Annotated in this window: 21 protein-coding genes and 1 tRNA gene; 5 read left to right on the top strand and 17 right to left on the bottom strand. The window is 64.7% G+C overall.

Features of this window, described 5'->3' with window-relative positions; translation table 11 throughout:
- Positions 1–79: 79 nt before the first annotated feature.
- Genes AC1RR3_RS19575 through AC1RR3_RS19560 form a run of 4 tightly spaced genes read right to left on the bottom strand, consistent with a single transcriptional unit; the run spans position 80 to position 3169 of the window.
- On the bottom strand, positions 80–487 hold the full coding sequence (locus AC1RR3_RS19575) for a thiol-disulfide oxidoreductase DCC family protein (protein ID WP_492824726.1): 408 nt from the start codon (positions 485–487) through the stop codon (positions 80–82).
- Entirely contained in the window at positions 487–1806 is a 1320-nt protein-coding gene (locus AC1RR3_RS19570; RefSeq protein ID WP_492824725.1) for an SDR family oxidoreductase, read from the bottom strand. Before AC1RR3_RS19570 ends, AC1RR3_RS19575 begins: the two co-directional genes overlap by 1 nt.
- Before the next feature lie 8 nt (positions 1807–1814).
- A complete protein-coding gene (locus AC1RR3_RS19565) occupies positions 1815–2282 on the bottom strand; it encodes a DUF2269 family protein (protein WP_492824724.1) in 468 nt (155 codons plus the stop codon).
- Positions 2279–3169: an alpha/beta hydrolase family protein gene (locus tag AC1RR3_RS19560; RefSeq protein WP_492824723.1), complete on the bottom strand. Its 891-nt coding sequence runs from the start codon at positions 3167–3169 to the stop codon at positions 2279–2281. The genes AC1RR3_RS19565 and AC1RR3_RS19560 overlap by 4 nt, the downstream gene beginning before the upstream one ends.
- Before the next feature lie 265 nt (positions 3170–3434).
- Here AC1RR3_RS19560 and AC1RR3_RS19555 point away from each other — a divergent pair, with 265 nt between their 5' ends.
- Positions 3435–3944, top strand: coding sequence for a GNAT family N-acetyltransferase (locus AC1RR3_RS19555; protein WP_014490714.1), 510 nt, complete (start codon positions 3435–3437; stop codon positions 3942–3944).
- Positions 3945–4139: 195 nt separating this feature from the next.
- Positions 4140–4679, top strand: a complete 540-nt coding sequence (gene ppa, locus AC1RR3_RS19550) for an inorganic diphosphatase (protein WP_492824722.1) — start codon at positions 4140–4142, stop codon at positions 4677–4679.
- A 134-nt stretch (positions 4680–4813) separates the two neighbouring features.
- Here ppa and folD read toward each other — a convergent pair whose 3' ends face one another.
- Genes folD through AC1RR3_RS19535 form a run of 3 tightly spaced genes read right to left on the bottom strand, consistent with a single transcriptional unit; the run spans position 4814 to position 6374 of the window.
- On the bottom strand, positions 4814–5698 hold the full coding sequence (gene folD, locus AC1RR3_RS19545; protein ID WP_492824721.1) for a bifunctional methylenetetrahydrofolate dehydrogenase/methenyltetrahydrofolate cyclohydrolase FolD: 885 nt from the start codon (positions 5696–5698) through the stop codon (positions 4814–4816).
- Between the two features lie 10 nt (positions 5699–5708).
- Positions 5709–6068 (bottom strand): DUF167 domain-containing protein, encoded by a 360-nt coding sequence (locus AC1RR3_RS19540; RefSeq protein ID WP_492824720.1) that lies wholly within the window; start codon positions 6066–6068, stop codon positions 5709–5711.
- Between the two features lie 15 nt (positions 6069–6083).
- A complete protein-coding gene (locus AC1RR3_RS19535; protein ID WP_007598721.1) occupies positions 6084–6374 on the bottom strand; it encodes a YggT family protein in 291 nt (96 codons plus the stop codon).
- A gap of 202 nt (positions 6375–6576) precedes the next feature.
- On the opposite strand from AC1RR3_RS19535, the gene AC1RR3_RS19530 reads away from it, so the two are divergent.
- Positions 6577–6652 (top strand) — tRNA-Ala (locus AC1RR3_RS19530).
- 103 nt (positions 6653–6755) lie between these two features.
- Here AC1RR3_RS19530 and AC1RR3_RS19525 read toward each other — a convergent pair.
- From AC1RR3_RS19525 to AC1RR3_RS19495, 7 genes are all read right to left on the bottom strand, one after another.
- Entirely contained in the window at positions 6756–7568 is an 813-nt protein-coding gene (locus tag AC1RR3_RS19525; RefSeq protein WP_492824719.1) for an enoyl-CoA hydratase, read from the bottom strand.
- A 124-nt stretch (positions 7569–7692) separates the two neighbouring features.
- Positions 7693–8487, bottom strand: coding sequence for a glutamine amidotransferase (locus AC1RR3_RS19520; RefSeq protein WP_492824718.1), 795 nt, complete (start codon positions 8485–8487; stop codon positions 7693–7695).
- 128 nt (positions 8488–8615) lie between these two features.
- Entirely contained in the window at positions 8616–9395 is a 780-nt protein-coding gene (locus AC1RR3_RS19515) for an SDR family NAD(P)-dependent oxidoreductase (protein ID WP_492824717.1), read from the bottom strand.
- Between the two features lie 221 nt (positions 9396–9616).
- Complete coding sequence (locus AC1RR3_RS19510) at positions 9617–10105, bottom strand: tellurite resistance TerB family protein (protein ID WP_492824716.1); 489 nt, start codon at positions 10103–10105, stop codon at positions 9617–9619.
- 217 nt (positions 10106–10322) lie between these two features.
- The gene (locus AC1RR3_RS19505) at positions 10323–11732 is read right to left on the bottom strand and encodes an adenylate/guanylate cyclase domain-containing protein (RefSeq protein ID WP_492824715.1); all 1410 of its coding nucleotides are present in this window, start codon (positions 11730–11732) and stop codon (positions 10323–10325) included.
- Between the two features lie 50 nt (positions 11733–11782).
- Positions 11783–13150 carry a cytochrome P450 gene (locus AC1RR3_RS19500; RefSeq protein ID WP_492824714.1) on the bottom strand — a complete coding sequence of 456 codons (1368 nt, stop codon included), beginning with the start codon at positions 13148–13150 and terminating at the stop codon, positions 11783–11785.
- 34 nt (positions 13151–13184) lie between these two features.
- Entirely contained in the window at positions 13185–14558 is a 1374-nt protein-coding gene (locus AC1RR3_RS19495) for a hydrolase (protein WP_492824713.1), read from the bottom strand.
- A gap of 139 nt (positions 14559–14697) precedes the next feature.
- Between AC1RR3_RS19495 and AC1RR3_RS19490 the strand changes: the two genes are divergently transcribed.
- Positions 14698–16386, top strand: a complete 1689-nt coding sequence (locus tag AC1RR3_RS19490) for an MFS transporter (RefSeq protein WP_492824712.1) — start codon at positions 14698–14700, stop codon at positions 16384–16386.
- A 106-nt stretch (positions 16387–16492) separates the two neighbouring features.
- On the opposite strand, the gene AC1RR3_RS19485 is transcribed toward AC1RR3_RS19490, so the two are convergent.
- Together AC1RR3_RS19485 and AC1RR3_RS19480 are read right to left on the bottom strand one after the other, a co-directional pair.
- On the bottom strand, positions 16493–16708 hold the full coding sequence (locus AC1RR3_RS19485; protein ID WP_492824711.1) for a hypothetical protein: 216 nt from the start codon (positions 16706–16708) through the stop codon (positions 16493–16495).
- A 176-nt stretch (positions 16709–16884) separates the two neighbouring features.
- Entirely contained in the window at positions 16885–17193 is a 309-nt protein-coding gene (locus AC1RR3_RS19480) for a hypothetical protein (protein WP_492824710.1), read from the bottom strand.
- Between the two features lie 253 nt (positions 17194–17446).
- Here AC1RR3_RS19480 and AC1RR3_RS19475 point away from each other — a divergent pair, with 253 nt between their 5' ends.
- The gene (locus AC1RR3_RS19475) at positions 17447–18508 is read left to right on the top strand and encodes a polysaccharide deacetylase family protein (protein WP_492824709.1); all 1062 of its coding nucleotides are present in this window, start codon (positions 17447–17449) and stop codon (positions 18506–18508) included.
- 72 nt (positions 18509–18580) lie between these two features.
- On the opposite strand, the gene AC1RR3_RS19470 is transcribed toward AC1RR3_RS19475, so the two are convergent.
- Positions 18581–18970: a hypothetical protein gene (locus AC1RR3_RS19470; RefSeq protein ID WP_492824708.1), complete on the bottom strand. Its 390-nt coding sequence runs from the start codon at positions 18968–18970 to the stop codon at positions 18581–18583.
- Between the last annotated feature and the right edge of the window lie 58 nt (positions 18971–19028).

Here is a 19028-nt window from a genome sequence, read left to right as displayed (position 1 = left end):
CATTGCGAGCGCAGCGAAGCAATCCAGAGTCTTTCCGCGGAGGGATTCTGGATTGCTTCGCTGCGCTCGCAATGACGGGCTACTCGACAACCCGCGCCCTTAAATCGGCATCAGGCACGAAGCACGCATCGGACTTGCCAAAAATATGATAGCGGTTGCGCGCGATGAGGCTGTACACGGGGTCCCGCAGCGGTTTTGGCACGGCCAACAACGCGCGCACCCAGCCCCAACCCGGGAGCTGCGACAGCACCGTCAGCGCGGCGTCGGACTTCGTAAACACCGCGCCGCCATGGATCACAGCGTTGGTGTCGGGATCATCCGGATCGATGCCGAATGTGCGCGCGAGCTTCGCCCCATAATCCGACTGGATCGGCGTGAAGCGAAAGCGCTTCGCCGTGTCGCGCGCAGCAACGAAGCGGACCCAGCGCGAGCAGAAGATGCAGACGCCGTCGAACAGGATCACGTCGTCGTCGGGCCATTTGAGCATCAGCGATTTTCCAGCATGAGCAAAGCCACCAGCATCAGCACGATCGCCGGACCCGTCTTGACCAGGGCGCCGAGCGGCTCGATCCAGAGATCGGGGGTGAGGATCGCTGCGCCGAACATGTAGCCGAGTGAGGCCACGATGCCCGCAACGAGCCCGATCGCAGCCGTGCGGCGGAAGGCGATCAGCGCGCCGATGCTCATGTCCATCAGGCTGGTGCCGATGGTGATGGGATCGACCAGCGCAGGCGGAAAATTGTGCGCGGTCAAAATACCGGTGGCGGCGCGGTAGGAGACAAACAAGGCGATGAAGCCGGAGACGAGCCAGAACGCAACCAGGCTCGCAAAAATCAGCGCCTTGATCAGGAAGAGGCGCGCGAACCATTTGTCCTGGATGGTGGCGGGGTGGCGCCCGATCATGTCAGCCAGCGTTTTCGGCGCAAGACCGGTCGCGGCAATCCACGCCGAGGGATCACCTCGCACGCCGCGGCGGAGCTCGGCGATGGCGGTGGAGCGCATCGGCGGCGTCCAGCCGAGATAATTGGCGAGATCGCCGATGTTCGCGCCGAGACCGAGCATGAAGGCCGGCATCGCGACGCGCGGCCAACCCGCCGTGCCGAACGCGAGGCGGAACTGCTTGATGACGCCGGCCATGGTGACGGGTTCTGTCTGCATCAGGTCCCAGGCCACAGCCTTGACGGACGCATCGTCGACGTCGCGCGCGGCGAGCCAGGCGATGGTGGCGGCGACGTCCTCGACCGCGACAGGCTGGAACGGCGTCGCCATCTCCTTGGCCGGCAAATCGAGCGGGAAGGCGGAAAGCGCGCGCAGCATGGCGCTGCCGCCATAGGCCGACGGCGCCACCACGAAGCCCGGCCGCAGGATGGCGTGAGGAATCCCGGAGGCCGCAATCAACCGCTCGGCGTCGCGCTTCGTGATCGCGAAGGCGGTGCGGTCGGCCTCGGCCGTTCCGGGGATCGAGATGTGCACCAGCCGGACCGCGCGGCCGCTGCCTTCGATCGCCTGAAGCAGGCGCGCGACGAAATGGCGATGCACGGCGTTGGTGTCGCTGCCGGGGCCATCCTGGAGCACGCCGAGGCAATTCACGACGACGTCGACGGCATGCTCGCCGAGGAGCCGCGCCAAGGCGTCCGCATCGAGCGAAAGGATCGGCAGCTCGATATCCAGCGCGCTCATCTGCTGCGCCGGCGACAGGCCGCGCGCGACGCCGACGACACGAAAGCCCCGCGTGCGCAGATCGTCGGTGAGGAAGCGACCGATCAGGCCGGAGGCGCCGAGCACCAAGATGGTTCGCTGGTTCATCGCGTCCTTCAAAACGGTTTTGCGACCATCAGCCAGAGGATCAGCATCGTCGCGCCGAAGCCGGGGAAGCCGAACGCAAACCAGCGACGGAACAGGACAAAGTAGCGCACAGGAAGCGCGGTGCGCTGATCGGCGGCCTTGCGCGCGAGGTCGCGCATCTCGATCTGCATGAACACGACGGGGATCCAGAACAGGCCGGCGACCGCATACAGCGCGAGCGAGGCAAGGATCCAGCCTTCGGTGATCGGCGTGTTGGAGAGCATCATCAGCAGGCCGCCGCTGACCGGCTGGAGGATGACGGCCGACAGCGTGAAGATCGCGTCCGCAATCACCACCACCGAGGCCGTACGCGCGATGAACTCCGCGTTATCAGTGCGATGCGCCATCAGCATGAAGAAGGCGATTCCGGTGCCGGTGCCGAGGATGACGATGGCGCCGAGCACATGGAGATATTTGACCAGGAAATACAGCGTCATGGCTGCTTCACCGACGCCGGCTTCAGCACGCGATCGAGCTCGCTGCCGGCAGCTTTGACGCCCGCTTCAGTCTCGATCATCCAATGCCCCTCGCTACCTGTCGCCGGCAGAGCGCGGAAGTCGACCTTGCCGCCACCGCTGCGGAATGCATCTGCCAGCGACCTGGAAAATGCCGGCGTAAAATAGCTGTCATTGGCGGCAACGAGCCATGTGACGGGACTGCGCGCCGCCTTACCGAATTCGGCGGCAGCAGCAAGAAGCATATGTGGCGCACAGATCCGGTTCGGTTCGTCATTGGCATGGCCGCCCCGCCCCGGCGCGAACACTGTGATCGCGGCGATCGTCTTCGGATCGGCATTCGCGAGCGCCAGCGCGCCCCAGCCGCCGGCGGAATGGCCGATCACGATCGCAGCATCCTTGCGCACGAAATCCTGCTTTCGCACATAGTCCAGCGCGAGCGAAATTTCTTCGGCCGTCGCGCGACCGGAGCGCGTGTAGTCCGCCTCGTCGCAGCCGCCCTGATCCTCCACATAGCGGCCACCGGTCGCACCATGGCCGAGCCGCTCCGGCACCAGCACGGCAAAGCCGCGCCCGACGAGGAATGCTGCGAGCGCGCGATATTCCGGCTGCGGCATTTGTGCACGCCGCAGTACGTTCTGCGTCGAGGCATGCGCGATCACCGCGAGTCGAAACGGACCGGTTCCTGCGGGACGAAACAGCAACGCGTGCGCGGCAATGGCGGTATCCGGCGATGGCACGCGCCACTCCTGCCGGCGAAACGGCTCGCCTTCCGCACCCGATGCACCGAACGTGACCTGAGCGCACAGAGGCGGCGCGGTCAGCAAGGCGAGCAGAGACAGGAGCGCAAGGGTGTTGAAGAGCCGCATGAATGGCCGGAGGCGAACACGGACAGCGAAGACCAGACTAACGGGAACGAATCATCCTGGGCGGATTTTCTGCGTTGCCATCGCGGTTCATTGGTTGCCGCAACGTAGTTTTGCACCGATGCAGGCACGCGATTGCCGTTCAAGGCAGCGCCTTGTCCTCTTTCGATACAACATGGTTAAAATACTGATGCAGAAAGTCCACAGGTTAACCGATAATTAACGATAGGTCTTGCCGCCGGCGCGGCGACTTGGTTTGATCGAGTCCATGAGCACAACCCTGATCGAGGTCCGGCCGGCCAAAGCTGCAGATGCAACTGCGGTGGCGTCAACCCATGACGAAGCCTGGCGCTCGGCCTATCAGGGCATCATTCCCGGCGGCGAGCTGGAAAAGCTGATCAACCGCCGCGGTCCGCAGTGGTGGGACAGCGCGATCCGCAAGGGCAGCCGCGTCAGCGTGCTGGTGTTCGGCGACAAGATCGCCGGCTACGCCAATTACGGTCGTAACCGCGCCCGCAGCCTGCACTTCGACGGCGAGATCTACGAGCTCTATCTGCGTCCCGAGTTTCAGGGCCTCGGTTTCGGCCGCCGCCTGTTCACCGCCGCCCGCCGCGACCTGATGCAGAGCGGGCTGAAGAGCATGGTCGTTTGGGCGCTCTCGGACAACGATCCCGCGACCGAGTTCTATCGTGCCCTGGGCGGCCGCATGGTGGCGCGCTCATCTGAGCGGTTCGGGCCGAAGTCGCTCGACAAGGTTGCCTTCGCCTGGACCAATTAAGATTTGGACCAATTGAGCTGCTGAAAGTCTGGCCGGCAGCGCGTCCCATCCGTCGATACCGCCCGCCTTTTGCGCCGGTGATCGCTGGATTCATTATTTCGCAAAAACACGATGGATTGGCGGGCCAAGCCCGCGTATGACAGCGCCAAAATCGCTGCCGGGCGCGATTTACCCTCGGCAACAACGGAGCCTTGAATGCGTATTGATGCGGTCTCGATCGGGAAAAACGTCCCCCACGACGTCAACGTCATCATCGAAGTCCCCGTGGGTGGCGAACCGATCAAATACGAGATGGACAAGGAAGCCGGCACGCTGGTGGTCGACCGCTTCCTCTACACGCCGATGCGTTACCCCGGCAATTACGGCTTCATTCCGCACACGCTGTCGGACGACGGCGATCCCTGCGACGTCCTGATCATCAACACCCGCGCCATCATCCCCGGCGCCGTGATGAGCGTGCGCCCGGTCGGCGTGCTGTTCATGGAAGACGAAGCCGGCGGCGACGAGAAGATTTTGGCGGTGCCCTCGTCGAAGCTGACGCAGCGCTACGACAAGGTGAAGTCGTATTCCGACCTGCCTGATATCACGCTGCAGCAGATCCAGCATTTCTTCGAGCACTACAAGGATCTCGAACCCGGCAAGTGGGTGAAGATCCTGCGCTGGGGCGGCCCGGAAGACGCGCAGAAGCTGATCCTCGAAGGCATCGAGCGCGAGAAGAAAAAGAAGAAGGGCTGAGCTTTGGTGTCCCGGACGCGATGCGGCACGAAGTGACGCGTCGCAGAGCCGGGACCCAGAATGCCGCGAGTATGGGCCCCGGCTCTGCAGCGCACCGTTTCACGCTGCGCTGCGCCCGGGGCACGAGAGTTTGCCTACACCGCCGGCTTCGGCAGGCCTGCGATCGCGCAGGCCGCGCGCAGCGTATTCACCAGCAGGCACGCCACCGTCATCTGGCCGACGCCGCCAGGCACCGGCGTGATCGCGCCGGCAACGCCGAGCGCTTCCTGATAAGCGACGTCGCCGACGAGACGCGTCTTGCCATCGTCCTTCGGGATACGGTTGATGCCGATGTCGATCACGGTCGCGCCCGGCTTCAGCCAGTCGCCGCGCACCATCTCGGGCTTGCCGACTGCGGCATAGACGAGGTCGGCGCGCTTCACGAGCCCGGGCAGATCGCGCGAGCGCGAATGCGCGATGGTCACCGTGGCGTTCTCGTTCAGCAGCAACTGCACCAGCGGACGGCCGACCAGGTTGGAGCGGCCGATGACGATGGCGTTCATGCCTTCAAGCGAGGTGTGGACGCTCTTGGTCAGGATGATGCTGCCCAGCGGCGTGCAGGGCGACAGCGCCTCGAAGCCACCGGCGAGCCGGCCGGCATTGTTCGGATGCAGGCCGTCGACGTCCTTGGCGGGATCGATGGCATTGATCACGGCCTCGGTATTCAGGCCCTTCGGCAGCGGCAACTGCACCAGAATTCCGTGCACGGCGGGATCGCGGTTGAGCTTGGCCACGACGGCCAGCAAGTCCGCTTGTGAGACGTCGGCCGGCAGCTTGTGCTCGAACGAGGCCATGCCGGCGGCCTGAGTCTGGGTGTGCTTGGAGCGAACATAGACCTCGCTGGCGGGGTCGTTGCCGACCAGGACCACCGCGAGACCCGGCACCAGATTGTGCTCGCGCTTGACGCGGGCGACCTCGTCGGCGACACGGCCACGGAGTTCCGCAGCGATGACTTTTCCATCGATGATCTTGGTCGTCATGTCAGTTCCCTCAGTCTATCGATTTGGGGTCTATCGATTTGGCTTGGGCGAGCTGGCGCAGGACTTCGCCGAGCCGTGCCGGGTCGCCATCGACCGCGATCTGCTTCAACCGCGAGGTGGCGCCGGATAGCAGTTTTACGCTGGCCTTGGGGACGTCGAGCGATTTCGCCAGCAGCACCAGAACGGCCTTGTTGGCCTCGCCGCCATCGGCAATCGCGCGCACCCGCACCTTCAGCACGCTGCGGCCATCGGCCAGCTGCTCGATCCCGTCAATGTCGTCGCGACCGCCGCGCGGCGTCACCCGCAGCGCGATGCTGATTCCTGCGGCCGAGTAACGCCAAGGTTCCTTGCGAGATTCGTTGGCAACCAAGGCGCTCCCGCCTGCTCAGATCACGTTCGGGTAGATGTAATACAGGATCACCCGCTCGATGAACATGATGAGCAGGATCAGGATGATCGGCGAGATGTCGAGGCCGCCGAGGCTGGGCAGGAAATTGCGAATTGGCGCCAGGACCGGCTCGGTGATCCGGTACAGGAACTCCGCCACCGCCGAAACGAACTGGTTGCGGGTGTTCACGACGTTGAAGGCGATCAGCCAGGACAGGATCGCGGAGGCGATCAGCAGCCAGACATAGAGGTCGAGCACGATGATGACGATGTCGAGAACGGCACGCATGGCTTTTGAAGACTCTGGCTTTTGAAACTCTGACTGCGGTCGGGATTGACGCCTGTTGCTAGATATCGGTTCCCCCCCGCCCAAACAAGGGAAGTCGATGCCCGGATGGCTAAAACCGCCTTACACCCGTCCTTGACTTGACCTTGCCGGGGACTTAAATGGCGCCCGGTTGTCGGCCGCGTTTACCAGAGCGGCCAGCAAAGGGGCCATAGCTCAGCTGGGAGAGCGCGTCGTTCGCAATGACGAGGTCGGCGGTTCGATCCCGCCTGGCTCCACCACGCTTCGCCCTTCGGGCTACGCGTGGCGCAGCCGCGCAGAGCCCGAAGGGTGAAGCGTGGTGTCCGGCGAAGCCCGAAGGGCGAAGACGGACTGCCTCCGGAACTACCTCCCCGTAAACCTCGGCGGCCGCTTCTCCATGAAGCTCGCCACCCCCTCCCGGAAATCACTCCCGTTCAGCGCCACCATCATCTCCCTGTTCGCCTCGATCGTCGCCTCGGCCATGGTCTGGAACGGCACCTCGTAGAGCTGCCGCTTGATCACGGCCATCGCGCTCGGCGAGACGAAATGGGCGAGGTCGCGCGCATAGGCATAGGTCTCCTCGCGCAGCTTCTCGGGTGAGCAGAGCCGGTTGACCAGTCCGATCCGTAGCGCCTCCTCGCTTGACACACGACGGGCCGAGAGCAGCAGATCCATCGCGTTGGCGTGGCCGACGATGCGCGGCAGCATCCAGCTGATGCCGTGCTCGGCGATGAGCCCACGCCGCGCGAAGGCGGTGGTGAACACGGTGTTGTCGGCGGCAAAGCGCAGGTCGCAATAGAGCGCGTGGACGAGGCCGATACCGGCGGTCGCGCCGTTGAGCATGGCGATGACAGGCTTTCCGATCGACGGATAGAAGCCGTAGCGCGTCTGCCAGTCAGGCCGGCGGTTCATGTCGAAGGGCGGCAGGTTCGAGGCGCGCCTGACGTCGTTGGGATCGAGCCCTTTCAGCGCATCCATGTCGGCGCCGGCGCAGAAGGCGCGGCCCGCACCCGTGAGCACGATGACGCGGACATTGTCATCCACACTTGACGCTTCCATCGCATGGCGCACGTCGCGCTCCATGGTCGGCGTCCACGCATTCATGCGATCCGGGCGATTGAGCGTGATGGTCGCGATCCTGTCGCTCACCTCATAGAGAATGTGTTCATAGGCCATAACGCTCTCCCTTTGCTGCCGGCACGCGTTCGCGCGCGCTCGTTAGCAGCGAGCCTAGCATATCCAGGGATGAGACAAGGGTTTGCGCCAAGGAGTGAAGCAAAGCACCCGCGCGAGGGCGCGATTACTCGGCGGCTTGCGCCAGCACCGGCCGGCGCGTCAGCCAGCCGTCGATGAAATGATCGAGCCAGGCGCGCTCTGCGGCATCGTAGACGGCACGATCCGCGAAATGATGATGCCGCTGCCGCGCGCCGGGCGCGCTGAGGCCGTCATAGCCGCGCGTGGTCCAGCAATGCATCATGGCGTAGGTCACGTCAGGATGGAACTGCACGCCGAAGGCATTGCCGGTGCGGTAGGCCTGGATCGGAAAATCATCGCCTTCCGCAAGCAATTCGGCACCTCGCGGCAACTCGAATCCCTCGCGATGCCAGTGATAGACCTGCGCCGGCCAGTCCGGACAGAGCGCGTGTCCCGCAACCGTGGGACGGATCGGGTAGTAGCCGATCTGGGTCAGCGCCTCCGCATGCGGCGCGACGCGCGCGCCCAACTGCATCGCCAGCATCTGCGCGCCCAGGCAGATGCCGAGGAACGGCCGCTGTTCGCGGAGCGGAATTTCGATCCAGTCGATCTCGCGGCGGATGTAGTCGTCCGAATCATTGGCGCTCATGGGGCCGCCGAAGAAGACGGCACCTGCATGCCGGTCGAGCGTCTCGGGCAAGGGATCGCCGAAGCGCGGACGGCGGATGTCGAGACGATGGCCGAGCGCGCGCAACGCATTGCCGACGCGGCCGGGCGTCGAGGATTCCTGGTGCAGGATGATCAGAACCGGCAACTTCGTTTCGGAGGCGGCGGCGCCCGGCGTCCTTCTTGCGAAGGGCACCACTTCTGCGCCACCAAACCTGTCCGTCCGAAACGACATGGCCTCTGCGAGTGCTATCGGTTCAAGCCGCCAGCATAGCTAAGCGGTGGTTAACATCGTGTGAGTTCGCGCACACACGCCCCGATATTGAAGCAAGCTCCGGGCCACTACGGTCGCTGCTGGCCTTGTCAGTGTCTCTGCCGCTGAAATTTGCTGGTGGCGGACAGGATGAAGCCGCGCGGGAAGAAGCGCAGCGCGAACGGCACAATCTTGATGCCGAGGCCGGGCAGCACTGCCCGTTTATTTGCCATCAGTCCGCGATAGGCCTCCCGCGCAACATCGGAGGCAGGAACGTTGAGAAGGGCCGTATTATGTCCGGACCCAACGCCGGCGCGCGCCTGGAATTCGGTGGGCACCGGACCCGGGCAAAGTACGGTGACACGAACGCCGCGCGGCGCGAGCTCCGCCCGCAACGCCTCGGTGAGGGAAATCACATAGGCCTTGGACGCGTAATAGACGGCCATGCCGGGGCCGGGCAGAAAGCCGGCCACGGATCCGACATTGAGAAGGCCGCCCTTGTTCCTGATCAGCTGATCGGCAAAGCGCAGCGACAGATCCGTCAGCGCCCGGACGTTGACATCGACGATGCCGAGCTGCGCGACACGGTCGCACTCGATCGCGTCGCCAAACGCGCCAAAGCCGGCATTGTTGACGAGATTGTCGAGCTCGACGCCTTCGGCGGCGAGCGCTGCCGCGATCCTGTCGCCGGCATCGGCTTCCTGGAGGTCGCAGGCAATCACGATCGGCTTCTTGCCGCCCTTGGCGGCGAGCTCGGTCGCGAGCGCCTCGAGACGGTCCGCCCGTCGCGCGGTCAGTGCGAGGCGGTGTCCGTTCGCGGCGAACACACGCGCCAGCTCCGTGCCTATGCCCGCCGAGGCACCGGTGATCAAGGTTACGCGCTCAGTCACGATCGAAGTCTCTTGAATTGAAGTTTTTTTGGCCCGGTAATGGCGGAACGAGAGCATAGGCCGTGCGCGACAGGCAAGCGGCGCCGGCGGCATGGCCGTCTGAGCGGGCGTCAGGGACAGCGGGAAAACCACGGATTTCGCAAGCGAATCCGGAACAGGACGGTCGACGGCTACATTAAAGTTTCGTCATGTGGCCGATACAACCGCCACGCTGGGAGAGATCAGCCGCCGACGGCGCCGTCCTTGACCTGGCCACCGGCCCGGTCCGCGACCGCATGCTTGAGGTCGATCCGGTCGCGCTGCGCGATCCCGAGCAGATCGGAGGCGCGCCAAACGACGTTGTCCTCGAACTCGGAGACCTGGCCGTCGGCGTAGACCAGCTCCCACATCATCTGGACGATACGCTTGCGGCCCGCTTCGTCGAGCGAGCGCATGATGACGCTGGTGAAATGATAGAGATCGACCGCCTCGCCTTCGACCTCCGTCGCATCGGCGATCAGGCGATCGGCGGTGCCGCGATCGAGCCCGAAATGGCTTTCGATCAGGCTGTGCAGCTTGCGCTGCTCCGCCGCGGTCGGCTGGCCGTCCAGCGAGACCACGTGGACCAGCAGCGCGGTCGCCGCCAGCCGGTAATCGCTGTCACCGAATGCACGATCCCCGGCATGGGGAGCAACAATATCGGCGATGAATTGGCGCAGACCGTCGAGCATAAGATCCTACCGAAATCGATGACGCCGCGAGAGCGCGGCCGTTACCAGCATTATATGAGCAGGAAACTCAACAGGCGCAACGTGCGTCAGTTCCGCGCGCGTATTACGTTTCGGCAATCTGGAGTGCTGTCATTCCGGGGCGATGCGCCAGCATCGAACCCGGAATCTCGAGATTCCGGGTTCGCGCTCCGCGCGCCCCGGAATGACCGTTGGAAGCTCACGGTATCTCGTACACCACCATCTTGTCGGCGATGCCGCGGAGCGCCGCCTGCTTCTGGATCGGCGTGATCTCGCGCTGCTTCAGCACTTCCGCCACGGCGGGCGCATCGAGCACCGGGCCGGTGATATGGATCTCCTGCGCGGTCGACAGGCTCTGCACGCGAGCGGCGATGTTGACGGTCTGGCCGAAATAATCCTGCCGCTCGTTGAGCATCACCGCAAGGCACGGGCCTTCGTGGATGCCGATCTTGACGATGAGGTCGTCGGTGCCACGTTTCTTGTTGAGCTCGTCCATCGCCGCGCGCATCCGCAGACCCGCGACGATCGCGTGCTCGGGACGAACGAAGGTCGCCATCACGGCGTCGCCGATGGTCTTCACCACCGCGCCTTTCTCGGAAGAGATGATCTCGAGCAGCGCGTGAAAATGGGCGCGCACGAGATCGAACGCGGCGAGATCGCCGACGCGCTCATAGAGCGCGGTCGAGCCCTTCAAATCGGTGAACAGGAAGGTGAGCGAGGTGATCTGGAGCCGCTGGTCGAGACTGAGATTGTCCGCCTTGAACACGTCACGAAACGTCTGGTTCGACAGCATCCGCTTGGCGGTGAGGAATGGCTTGCGCTTGCCGATCAGATGGTGGAGCGCCTCGGCCGCGATGAACACCGACGGCAGCACGCGCACGCCGGCCTGGTTCTCCAGCGACAGCCGCAGCGGGCCCGGCCGCATCGTCGTGGTCCCCGTCGGGGCCTGCACCCTGTTGTACATGATGGCGAGCTGCTGGCGATCCTTGGTCGGCTCGCCCTGCACGTCGATGAAATGGGCGGCGTGCGTCACCGGCTCGAAGATGATGATGAAGTCGTTCGGCAGTTGCAGCGACATGGTCGCCTTCTCGCCGGCCGGCAGCTCCATCGTGTCGAGCGTGACCTCGTCGGACAACGTCGCGAACGATTCCTTGTTGAAATCGACGCCGGAGCTCCAGAACACCTGCTTGAAATAGTCCCACACTGGAAGCGTATCAGGATCGTGGGCCGCGATGCGGCGCACGCGCGGGTTCACGGTGAAGGAGACCTCGACCTGATCGTCGACGGAGGCCTTGTAGCCGCAGGCGCAGAGCGCGCAGTGGTAGTCATCGGGCTTGAGCGCCTTCAGCGTCGAATGCGCGCCAAGTACGCCGCCGCAGCCCGGACACAGTACGTTCCAGCCGAGATCGAACAGCCCGAGCCGCGCCGAATGCAGGAAGGCGGAGATCGCGCGCTCTTCGTCGACATTGTGCTGCCTGGCGAAGTCGAGCACATTGACGCGATTGAGCTCGTGATCCTCGCCGTGCTCGATGAGGCGCGCAATCGCGTCGACCGCTGTCGGATCGGCGGTCTGCTTCAGAACGGAAAACTGGGCCTGGATATCGCTCATGGCGTAACTCTGTCTGTGTTGGATCACGCCATCGGCCGGACGAACGTCCGTCACCGAGCCGTGATGCTGAACAGGGGTGAACGATCCGGCTGGGTCGTGACGACGCCATGCGGGATCACGGGAATCGTATCGGCCAGCTCGACGCGGAACGCACCGATCAGCCGGGCCAGCGCCAGCACGGATTCGGCCTGCGCAAACGGCGCGCCGATGCAGACGCGCGGCCCCGCGCCGAACGGCAGATAGGCGAAGCGGTCGGGTGCCTCAGCCGACAGGAAGCGCTTGGGAATGAACGCGTTCGGCTGGTCCCACAGCTTCTCGTGCCGGTGCAGCAGCCAGGGCGCGATCATGATGATGTCGCCCTTGCCGATCTCAACGCCGGCGGCATTGTCCTTCTCGCGCGCAGCACGCGCGATGAGGAAGGCCGGCGGATAAAGCCGCATGGTCTCCTCGATCACGGCGCGGGTGAACTTCTGACGATCGATATCGGCCATGCTGTCGAGATGCTCGCCGCGCGTCTCGGACGCCACCTCTTCCTGCGTCTCCGGGTCGAGCGCGAGCAGATAGAGCGCCCAGAACAGCGCGGTTGCAGTCGTCTCATGACCGGCAAGAATCATGGTCGCGACCTCGTCGACGAGCTGCTCGTCGGAAAAGCCCTTGCCGGTTTCGGGATCGCGCGCCGCGTCCATGAGGTCGAACAGGTCTCGCGGCGGCGCGCCGTCCTTCTTGCCCATCGCGCGTCGTTCAGCGATCAACATCGCGACGAACTCGGTCCATCGCTTGCGAAAACGGCCGCGGGCGAAATCCATCGGGGTCGGCCAGGACACCGGCAGCAACATGTCGAGGAGGTACGGCCGTCCCAGCCGCTCGCCGTATTCCATGACGAAATTGCGCAAGGTCGAGCCATGCCGGTCCATGCCGAACGAGAACATCGTGCGCCCGGCGATCTCGAGCGTCATGCGTTGCATGACCTCGCGTAAGTCAACCGGCGCACCGGTTTGGGCATCGAGCTTTGCAATGGTCTCGTCGAGCACCGCCGTCATGTGCGGGACGAGATTTGCGGTGGCGCGCGGCGTGAACGCCGGAGCAAGCGTGCGGCGCTGAAACGTCCAGTCGTGGCCTTCGGCGATCAGCAGGCCTTCGCCGAGCACCGGGCGCAGCATGCGGATGCCCGCCGGCGTGCGCGAATAATTCTCGTAATTGCTGAGCAGGACGTGCCGGATCGCATCCGGGCGATTCAAGATGAAGCTCTTGTGGAGGAAGAAGCGGCCCTCGAGGACATCTTCCTCGTAGGCGCGCTGTCCCCAGGTGGCGATCATGTTCTGGCGGATCACGGCGATCCGGCCGAAGAACGACATGTCGTCGGGCGCACGCGGCGGCGTCGGAGGGATGATGGGCCGACGCACGCTGGCGATGTTCATGGCTCTCTCCCGCAGATGTGACGCAGGCAAATAGCTAGTAAGTCAGCTCGGCAATCGCAATCCTGTTCTCGGTGGCGGGCCAGAGGCGTGCCACAATTCGTTCTTCGCCGAATTGGGCCACGATGTTACGCCCGACCTCGCTGATTGGAAGCCGCAAGGTTGCTGCCGAATCCGTGGGCACGCCGGGCTTGACCTCGGCCGGCTCCTTGCCGTCGAGCAGCACGACGTCCCGCGGCAGGCCAAAATAGCCGCGCGGACGTGACATGATCACGATCGCGCCCGCGTCCTTGTCTGCCGGACCGAGCGGGCGCGCCGCGCGCAGGTGCACGACATCAGACGAGCGCGGGAATGGCGAGCGATAGATGTGCGTCGTTGGCGCATCAGGCGATGCAAGGGCGAATTCGAGCGACCATTTGGGATCGACCTGTGCCGCCCCCCAGCGGCCGTCTGCGGCGGTCTTCGAACTGTGCACCGCGCTGCCCGTGCGCTCTCCGGTATCAGGATCGACGCGGAATATCTCGACGGTTGCACCCGTCACCGGGCGATTGGTGGATACGCCGCTGGGCGTGCCTGTGACGAGGCCGCTCAGCCTGACGCTCTGTTCAGGGACGATCGCGATGCGGGCGGGCTCACGTCCCGCGATGAATTTGTAGATCTCGCGGAAGGCGCGCGGGTGGAACGCCACCTCGCGATGATCGAGCGCGCCGAGCACGAGATTGGTGGCCCCCTTCAGCTCCGGCCCCTCGACCGTCACACCGGTCGGCGTGCCCGGCTTGCCGATGAAGCGGCCGTCGGCCTGGGCGTATTTGTCCATGCCGTCGCTGCGCAGCGTGAGGAAAGCTGGGCCCGGCGTGACCTCGCTCTCGCCCTCGTTGAGGCCGCGCAGGAATGCGCCGCGGCCGTTGAACTCGTTGTTGGGCGTATCGTCGGTGGCGAACACGCCGTGATTGGGTGTGCCACACAGCACGGCATGGCTGACATCGCCGGCGCCGCCATTTTTGATGACATTCCGGATCGCATAGCCGCCGCGCGAGCTTCCGACCAGCGCCACGCGGGATGCGCCGGTGCGGCGCTTCAACTCAGCGATGGCGGCGGCGAGCTCACGGCGCTGGTCCTCGGTCGAGGAACGGTTCGCCTGCTCGACCTTGTCGTCGCTGCGCGCGTTGGGATCGGTGAAATTGATCGCCAGCATGCGATCGCGCGCGACGCCGTTCGATTCCATCCGCCACAAGGTCGTCATCCAGAGCGCGTCGTAGTCGCCATTGCCGTGGACGAACAGGATCGGCGGCACCTCCGGTAACTGCCCCGACATGGGCGCCGATTGCGCCAGCGCGCCCGTCCGCAAGCTCGCAACCGCGAAGGGCAGGCTGCCCGCCGCTTGCAGGATCGTCCGTCGCGACAGCTTCATCTGCTCCTCCCCGGCAAAACCAATTCTTTGCACCGCTTATAGCGGCCTAACCACTGGACAGCGAAGGACTTTCACGGGCATCACTGAACTTGCCGGAATCACCCAAAGACAACTTCTGCCAGCCCATTTGGAAGGGGATATGACCGAGCAGACGAACCGTCAGAAAATTGCGGCCGACGGCATCACCGCGCCCCTGCGGTACACCGTGTTCCGGCGCATCTGGCTCGCCAGCCTGCTCTCCAATCTCGGCCTGCTGATCCAGGGCGTGGGCGCGGCCTGGGCGATGACGCAGATGGCGGCCTCGGCCGACAAGGTCGCGCTGGTGCAGACCGCGCTGATGCTGCCCATCATGCTGATCTCGATGCCGGCCGGCGCCATCGCTGACATGTATGACCGCCGCATCGTCACCCTGGTCTCGCTCATGATCGCGCTGACCGGCGCGACGGCGCTCACGATCCTGGCCGGGCTCAAGCTGATCACGCCGGAAGCGCTGCTCGCCTTCTGCTTCGTCGTGGGCAGCGGCAACGCGCTGTTCGGACCGGCCTGGCAGTCCTCGGTCAGCGAGCAGGTGCCGCCCGAAGCATTGCCATCGGCCGTCGCGCTGAACGGCATCAGCTACAACATCGCGCGCAGCTTCGGGCCCGCGGTCGGCGGCGTCATCGTCGCCTCGCTCGGCGCGGTCGCGGCCTTCGCCTGCAACGCGATCCTCTATCTGCCGCTGCTGGTGGTGCTGCTGCTGTGGCGGCGCAATACCGAGCCCTCGCGGCTGCCGCGGGAAAAGCTCAACCGCGCCATGGTGTCGGGCTTCCGCTACATCACCAATTCGCCGCCGATCAAGATCGTGCTGTTGCGTACGCTGGTGATGGGCCTGTGCGGCGGCGCCATCATGGCACTAATGCCGCTGGTGGCGCGCGACCTGCTGCATGGCGGCGCGCAGACCTACGGCATCATGCTCGGCGCCTTCGGCATGGGCGCAGTGGTCGGCGCGCTCAATATTCACGAATTGCGCAAGCGCATGAGCGGCGAGGCGGCGATCCGCGCCTGCACCATCTCGATGGCCTTCGCGATGGCCGCCCTTGCCGTGAGCAGCGAGCCGGTGCTGACGGCAGCCGCGCTGGTGCTGGCCGGCGCGGTCTGGATGGCCGCGGTCGCGCTGTTCAATATCGGCGTGCAGCTCTCGGCACCGCGCTGGGTCGCGGGCCGCTCGCTCGCGGCGTTCCAGGCCTCGATTTCCGGCGGCATCGCGATCGGCGCCTGGGGCTGGGGCCATCTCACCGACTATGCCGGCGTCGAGGTCGCGCTGCTGACGGCCGCCGGCCTGATGCTGATCTCGCCGCTGCTCGGCATCTGGCTCACGATGCCGCGTGTCGGCGCCCGCAACGAGGACGCCGACGTGCTGGCGGATCCCGAAGTGAAGCTGTCGATCACCGGCCGCAGCGGGCCGCTGGTGGTCGAAATCGAATACCGTGTCGCCCAGGAGAACGCGCGCGCCTTCCACAATGTGATGCAGGACGTACAGCTCTCGCGGCAGCGCAACGGCGCCTATGGCTGGTCGATCGCGCGCGACATCGCCGATCCCGAATTGTGGACCGAGCGCTATCACTGCCCGACCTGGTTCGACTATCTGCGCCAGCGCAACCGTTCGACCCAATCGGAACGCGCACTGCATCAGCAGGCGATCGACTTCCACGTCGGTCCCGAACCGGTGCGAATCCGCCGCATGCTGGAGCGGCCGTTTGGCTCGGTGCGCTGGAAGGAAGAGACGCCGGACCAGGCCGCAAGTGAGGTGCTGCCCGTGGTCGCGACCGCGGCGGGGAGCAGCACGTAGGTTGACTCAGTTCGCAGCCCGGATGGAGCGGAGCGTAATCCGGGACGGTCTCGCTGCGTGGAACGAACCCGGATTTCGCTCCGCTCCATCCGGGCTACGGGAATCATTACTGCCCGTGCTCGGTCAGCACCTTGTCGCAGCCCTTGCTCAGCCGCGTGCGGTTCTGCTTCAGGCAGGCGAGCACGGCGCCGTCGCCATTGTTCATCACGGGACGGCAGAAGCGCGTGACATCGCGCGCGCAGGCATCGTGGCCAGGCTGCTGCTGCGCTGATGCCGCCGACGCGCACAGAATCAAAGGGACAATGAAAAGGAATCTGGTCATCGCGTAATGCCTCTTACCCGGAAGATGTGCGGGCGAAGCTAGTGCGACGATCCCCGAGCCGCAACGGCTTTATTGACGGGCTGAATGATGCCGCCGCGTGGCCCCGGCTTGACGCCGGGGCACGTCGCGAAGGGGAGCTAACCGACGCAACGATCGTTGCGCTTACTGACTGTCTTTTACTGACTGTCCTGGGCGTCAGCGACCTTGCGTGAGGCGCCCTTGGCGAGGTCCTTGTCCATCACCGCGCGGCAACCGGCGCTCAGATCCGAGCGATGCTTCATCATGCACGCCGTGATCTTCGGGATGTTGGGGATTTCCGACGAGCAGAGACGGAAGGCGTCGCCGGTGCACTGCTGCTGCGCTTCGGCCGAGAAGGCGAAGCTCGAGGTCGTCGAGATGATCGAGACGATGGCGGCAAAGCCCAGAGCCAGGCTGGTGTCGCGGATCTTGGCGGTCAAAGACTTGGTGTTCAGCGAGGTGGTCATTTGAAGCTCCCATTGGCGCCGCCGTGGCGAGGCCCGTTGTTGATGGGAACTACGATGCTCCAGCAAAACAGTTTCCACTGTGATGACGGTCACGGGCCGCACCCCAACTGTGACTTCGGTCACTTTGGCGCACCCTGCTGAAATTCCTCCGCATCCGCTGTCGTGTTGGTGTCACGTTAACTGTTCCTTCGCATTAATGGCTCGTCGCGCGGGAAATTCCGCAGGTTTGGTTGCGTAATTGGAAAGAGTAGCGATGCGTAATGCGTTGGGCCTGATGCTGGCCAGTGTCCTTGCGGCGGTCGTGATCGCCGCCGGCGGTTGGTTTTATTATTCCTCGCGCGCCGATCAGGGCGCTCCCAAGACGATTGCCGCCCGTGCCGCCGATCCCTTGCCGGCACAGGCGAAGCTCGCCGCCAAGGATGACGTTGCGACCACCGCGACGATCGCGGCCAAGCCGGCGACACTTGCTCAGGCAGCGGCGCCTGCGCCCGCTCCGGCCATGCCGGTGCAGCAGAAGCAGACTTGCGCCAATCCGAACGCGCTGGGCGTCTCCCGCGTGGTCGAGATCGACACGACCGGCGGCCCCGGCTTCGGCTTCGACCATTTCAAGCAGTTCGACTTCCTCACCGACAAGGAGGTCGTGCTGACCTTCGACGACGGTCCCTGGCCGGTGAACACGCCCGCAGTGCTGAAGGCGCTCGCGGATGAATGCACCAAGGGCCTGTTCTTCTCGGTCGGCAAGCACGCGACCTATCATCCGGAGATCCTGCGCCAGGTGCTGGCTCAGGGCCATACGGTCGGCACCCACACCTGGTCGCACGTCAATCTGAACGGCAAGAAGATGACGGAGCAGATGGCCAAGGACGAAGTCGAAAAGGGCATTAGCGCGGTGAAATACGCGCTCGGTGCCAACCCGGCGCCGTTCTTCCGCTTCCCGCAGCTTCAGCACAATCCGGCGATCGTGAGCTATTTCGGCACCCGCAACGTCGCGATGTTCTCGACCGACATCGACTCCTTCGACTTCAGGAAGGGCGCCACGCCGGAGAAGATCATCGAGACCGTGATGACCAGGCTCGACAAGCTCGGCAAGGGCATCATCCTGATGCACGACTTCCAGAAGCACACCGGCGAAGCCATGCCGGCGCTGCTCGCGCGGCTCAAGGCCGGCGGCTACAAGATCGTGCAGATGAAGGCCAAGACGACCCTCCAGTCACTGCCGGAATATGACGAGGCGGTGATGAAGGATCTGAAGGTGCCGACCGCAAGCACGACCACGCGTCCGATCTCGAGCGTGGTGCAGACGGTTTCGCAGTAACGGGATCACCGCTTCGATACGCGCATGGCCGGGCTTTCGCCCGGCCATTTGCTTTTTGGGGCGAGCGACCGCTTACCAATAGATGCCGTGGCGATGCAGCTCGCTGATGATGCGGCGCTCGGTCCAGGCTCGCTGATGCTTCGGCTTGCTGGCCTTTGCCGTCGTCTTCGGCGCAGGTTGAGTTGCCGTCGGCGCCGCAGCCGTCGTGGTCACGGCGGGAGCGATCGCTGCAGCAGGAGCAGGGGCGGCGGCCGGAGCGGGAGGGGCCGGGATTGCCGGCGGGCGATCGACATATTTCGGCGCCTCGACGACCGGCGCGACTTCGCTGATTTGTGTCGTTGGGGCGGTGGTCGTTGTGGCTTGTGGCGCGGCCGTTGCCGTAGACAGCGACAGGCTGCGCTCGCCTGCGTGGGCAGACGCAGAGGCCAGGACCATGGCGGCAACCAGAATGATCTTGCGCATGTGAAATCTCCCCGTGTTTGCGTGACCGGGACATTAGGGGAGACGCGAGCGGGATTAT

This window comes from Bradyrhizobium sp. GW821-FHT13H05 (genome assembly GCF_058804065.1).
Note: the sequence above shows the minus strand (reverse complement) of the source record. Positions and strands in the feature narration are given on the sequence as shown.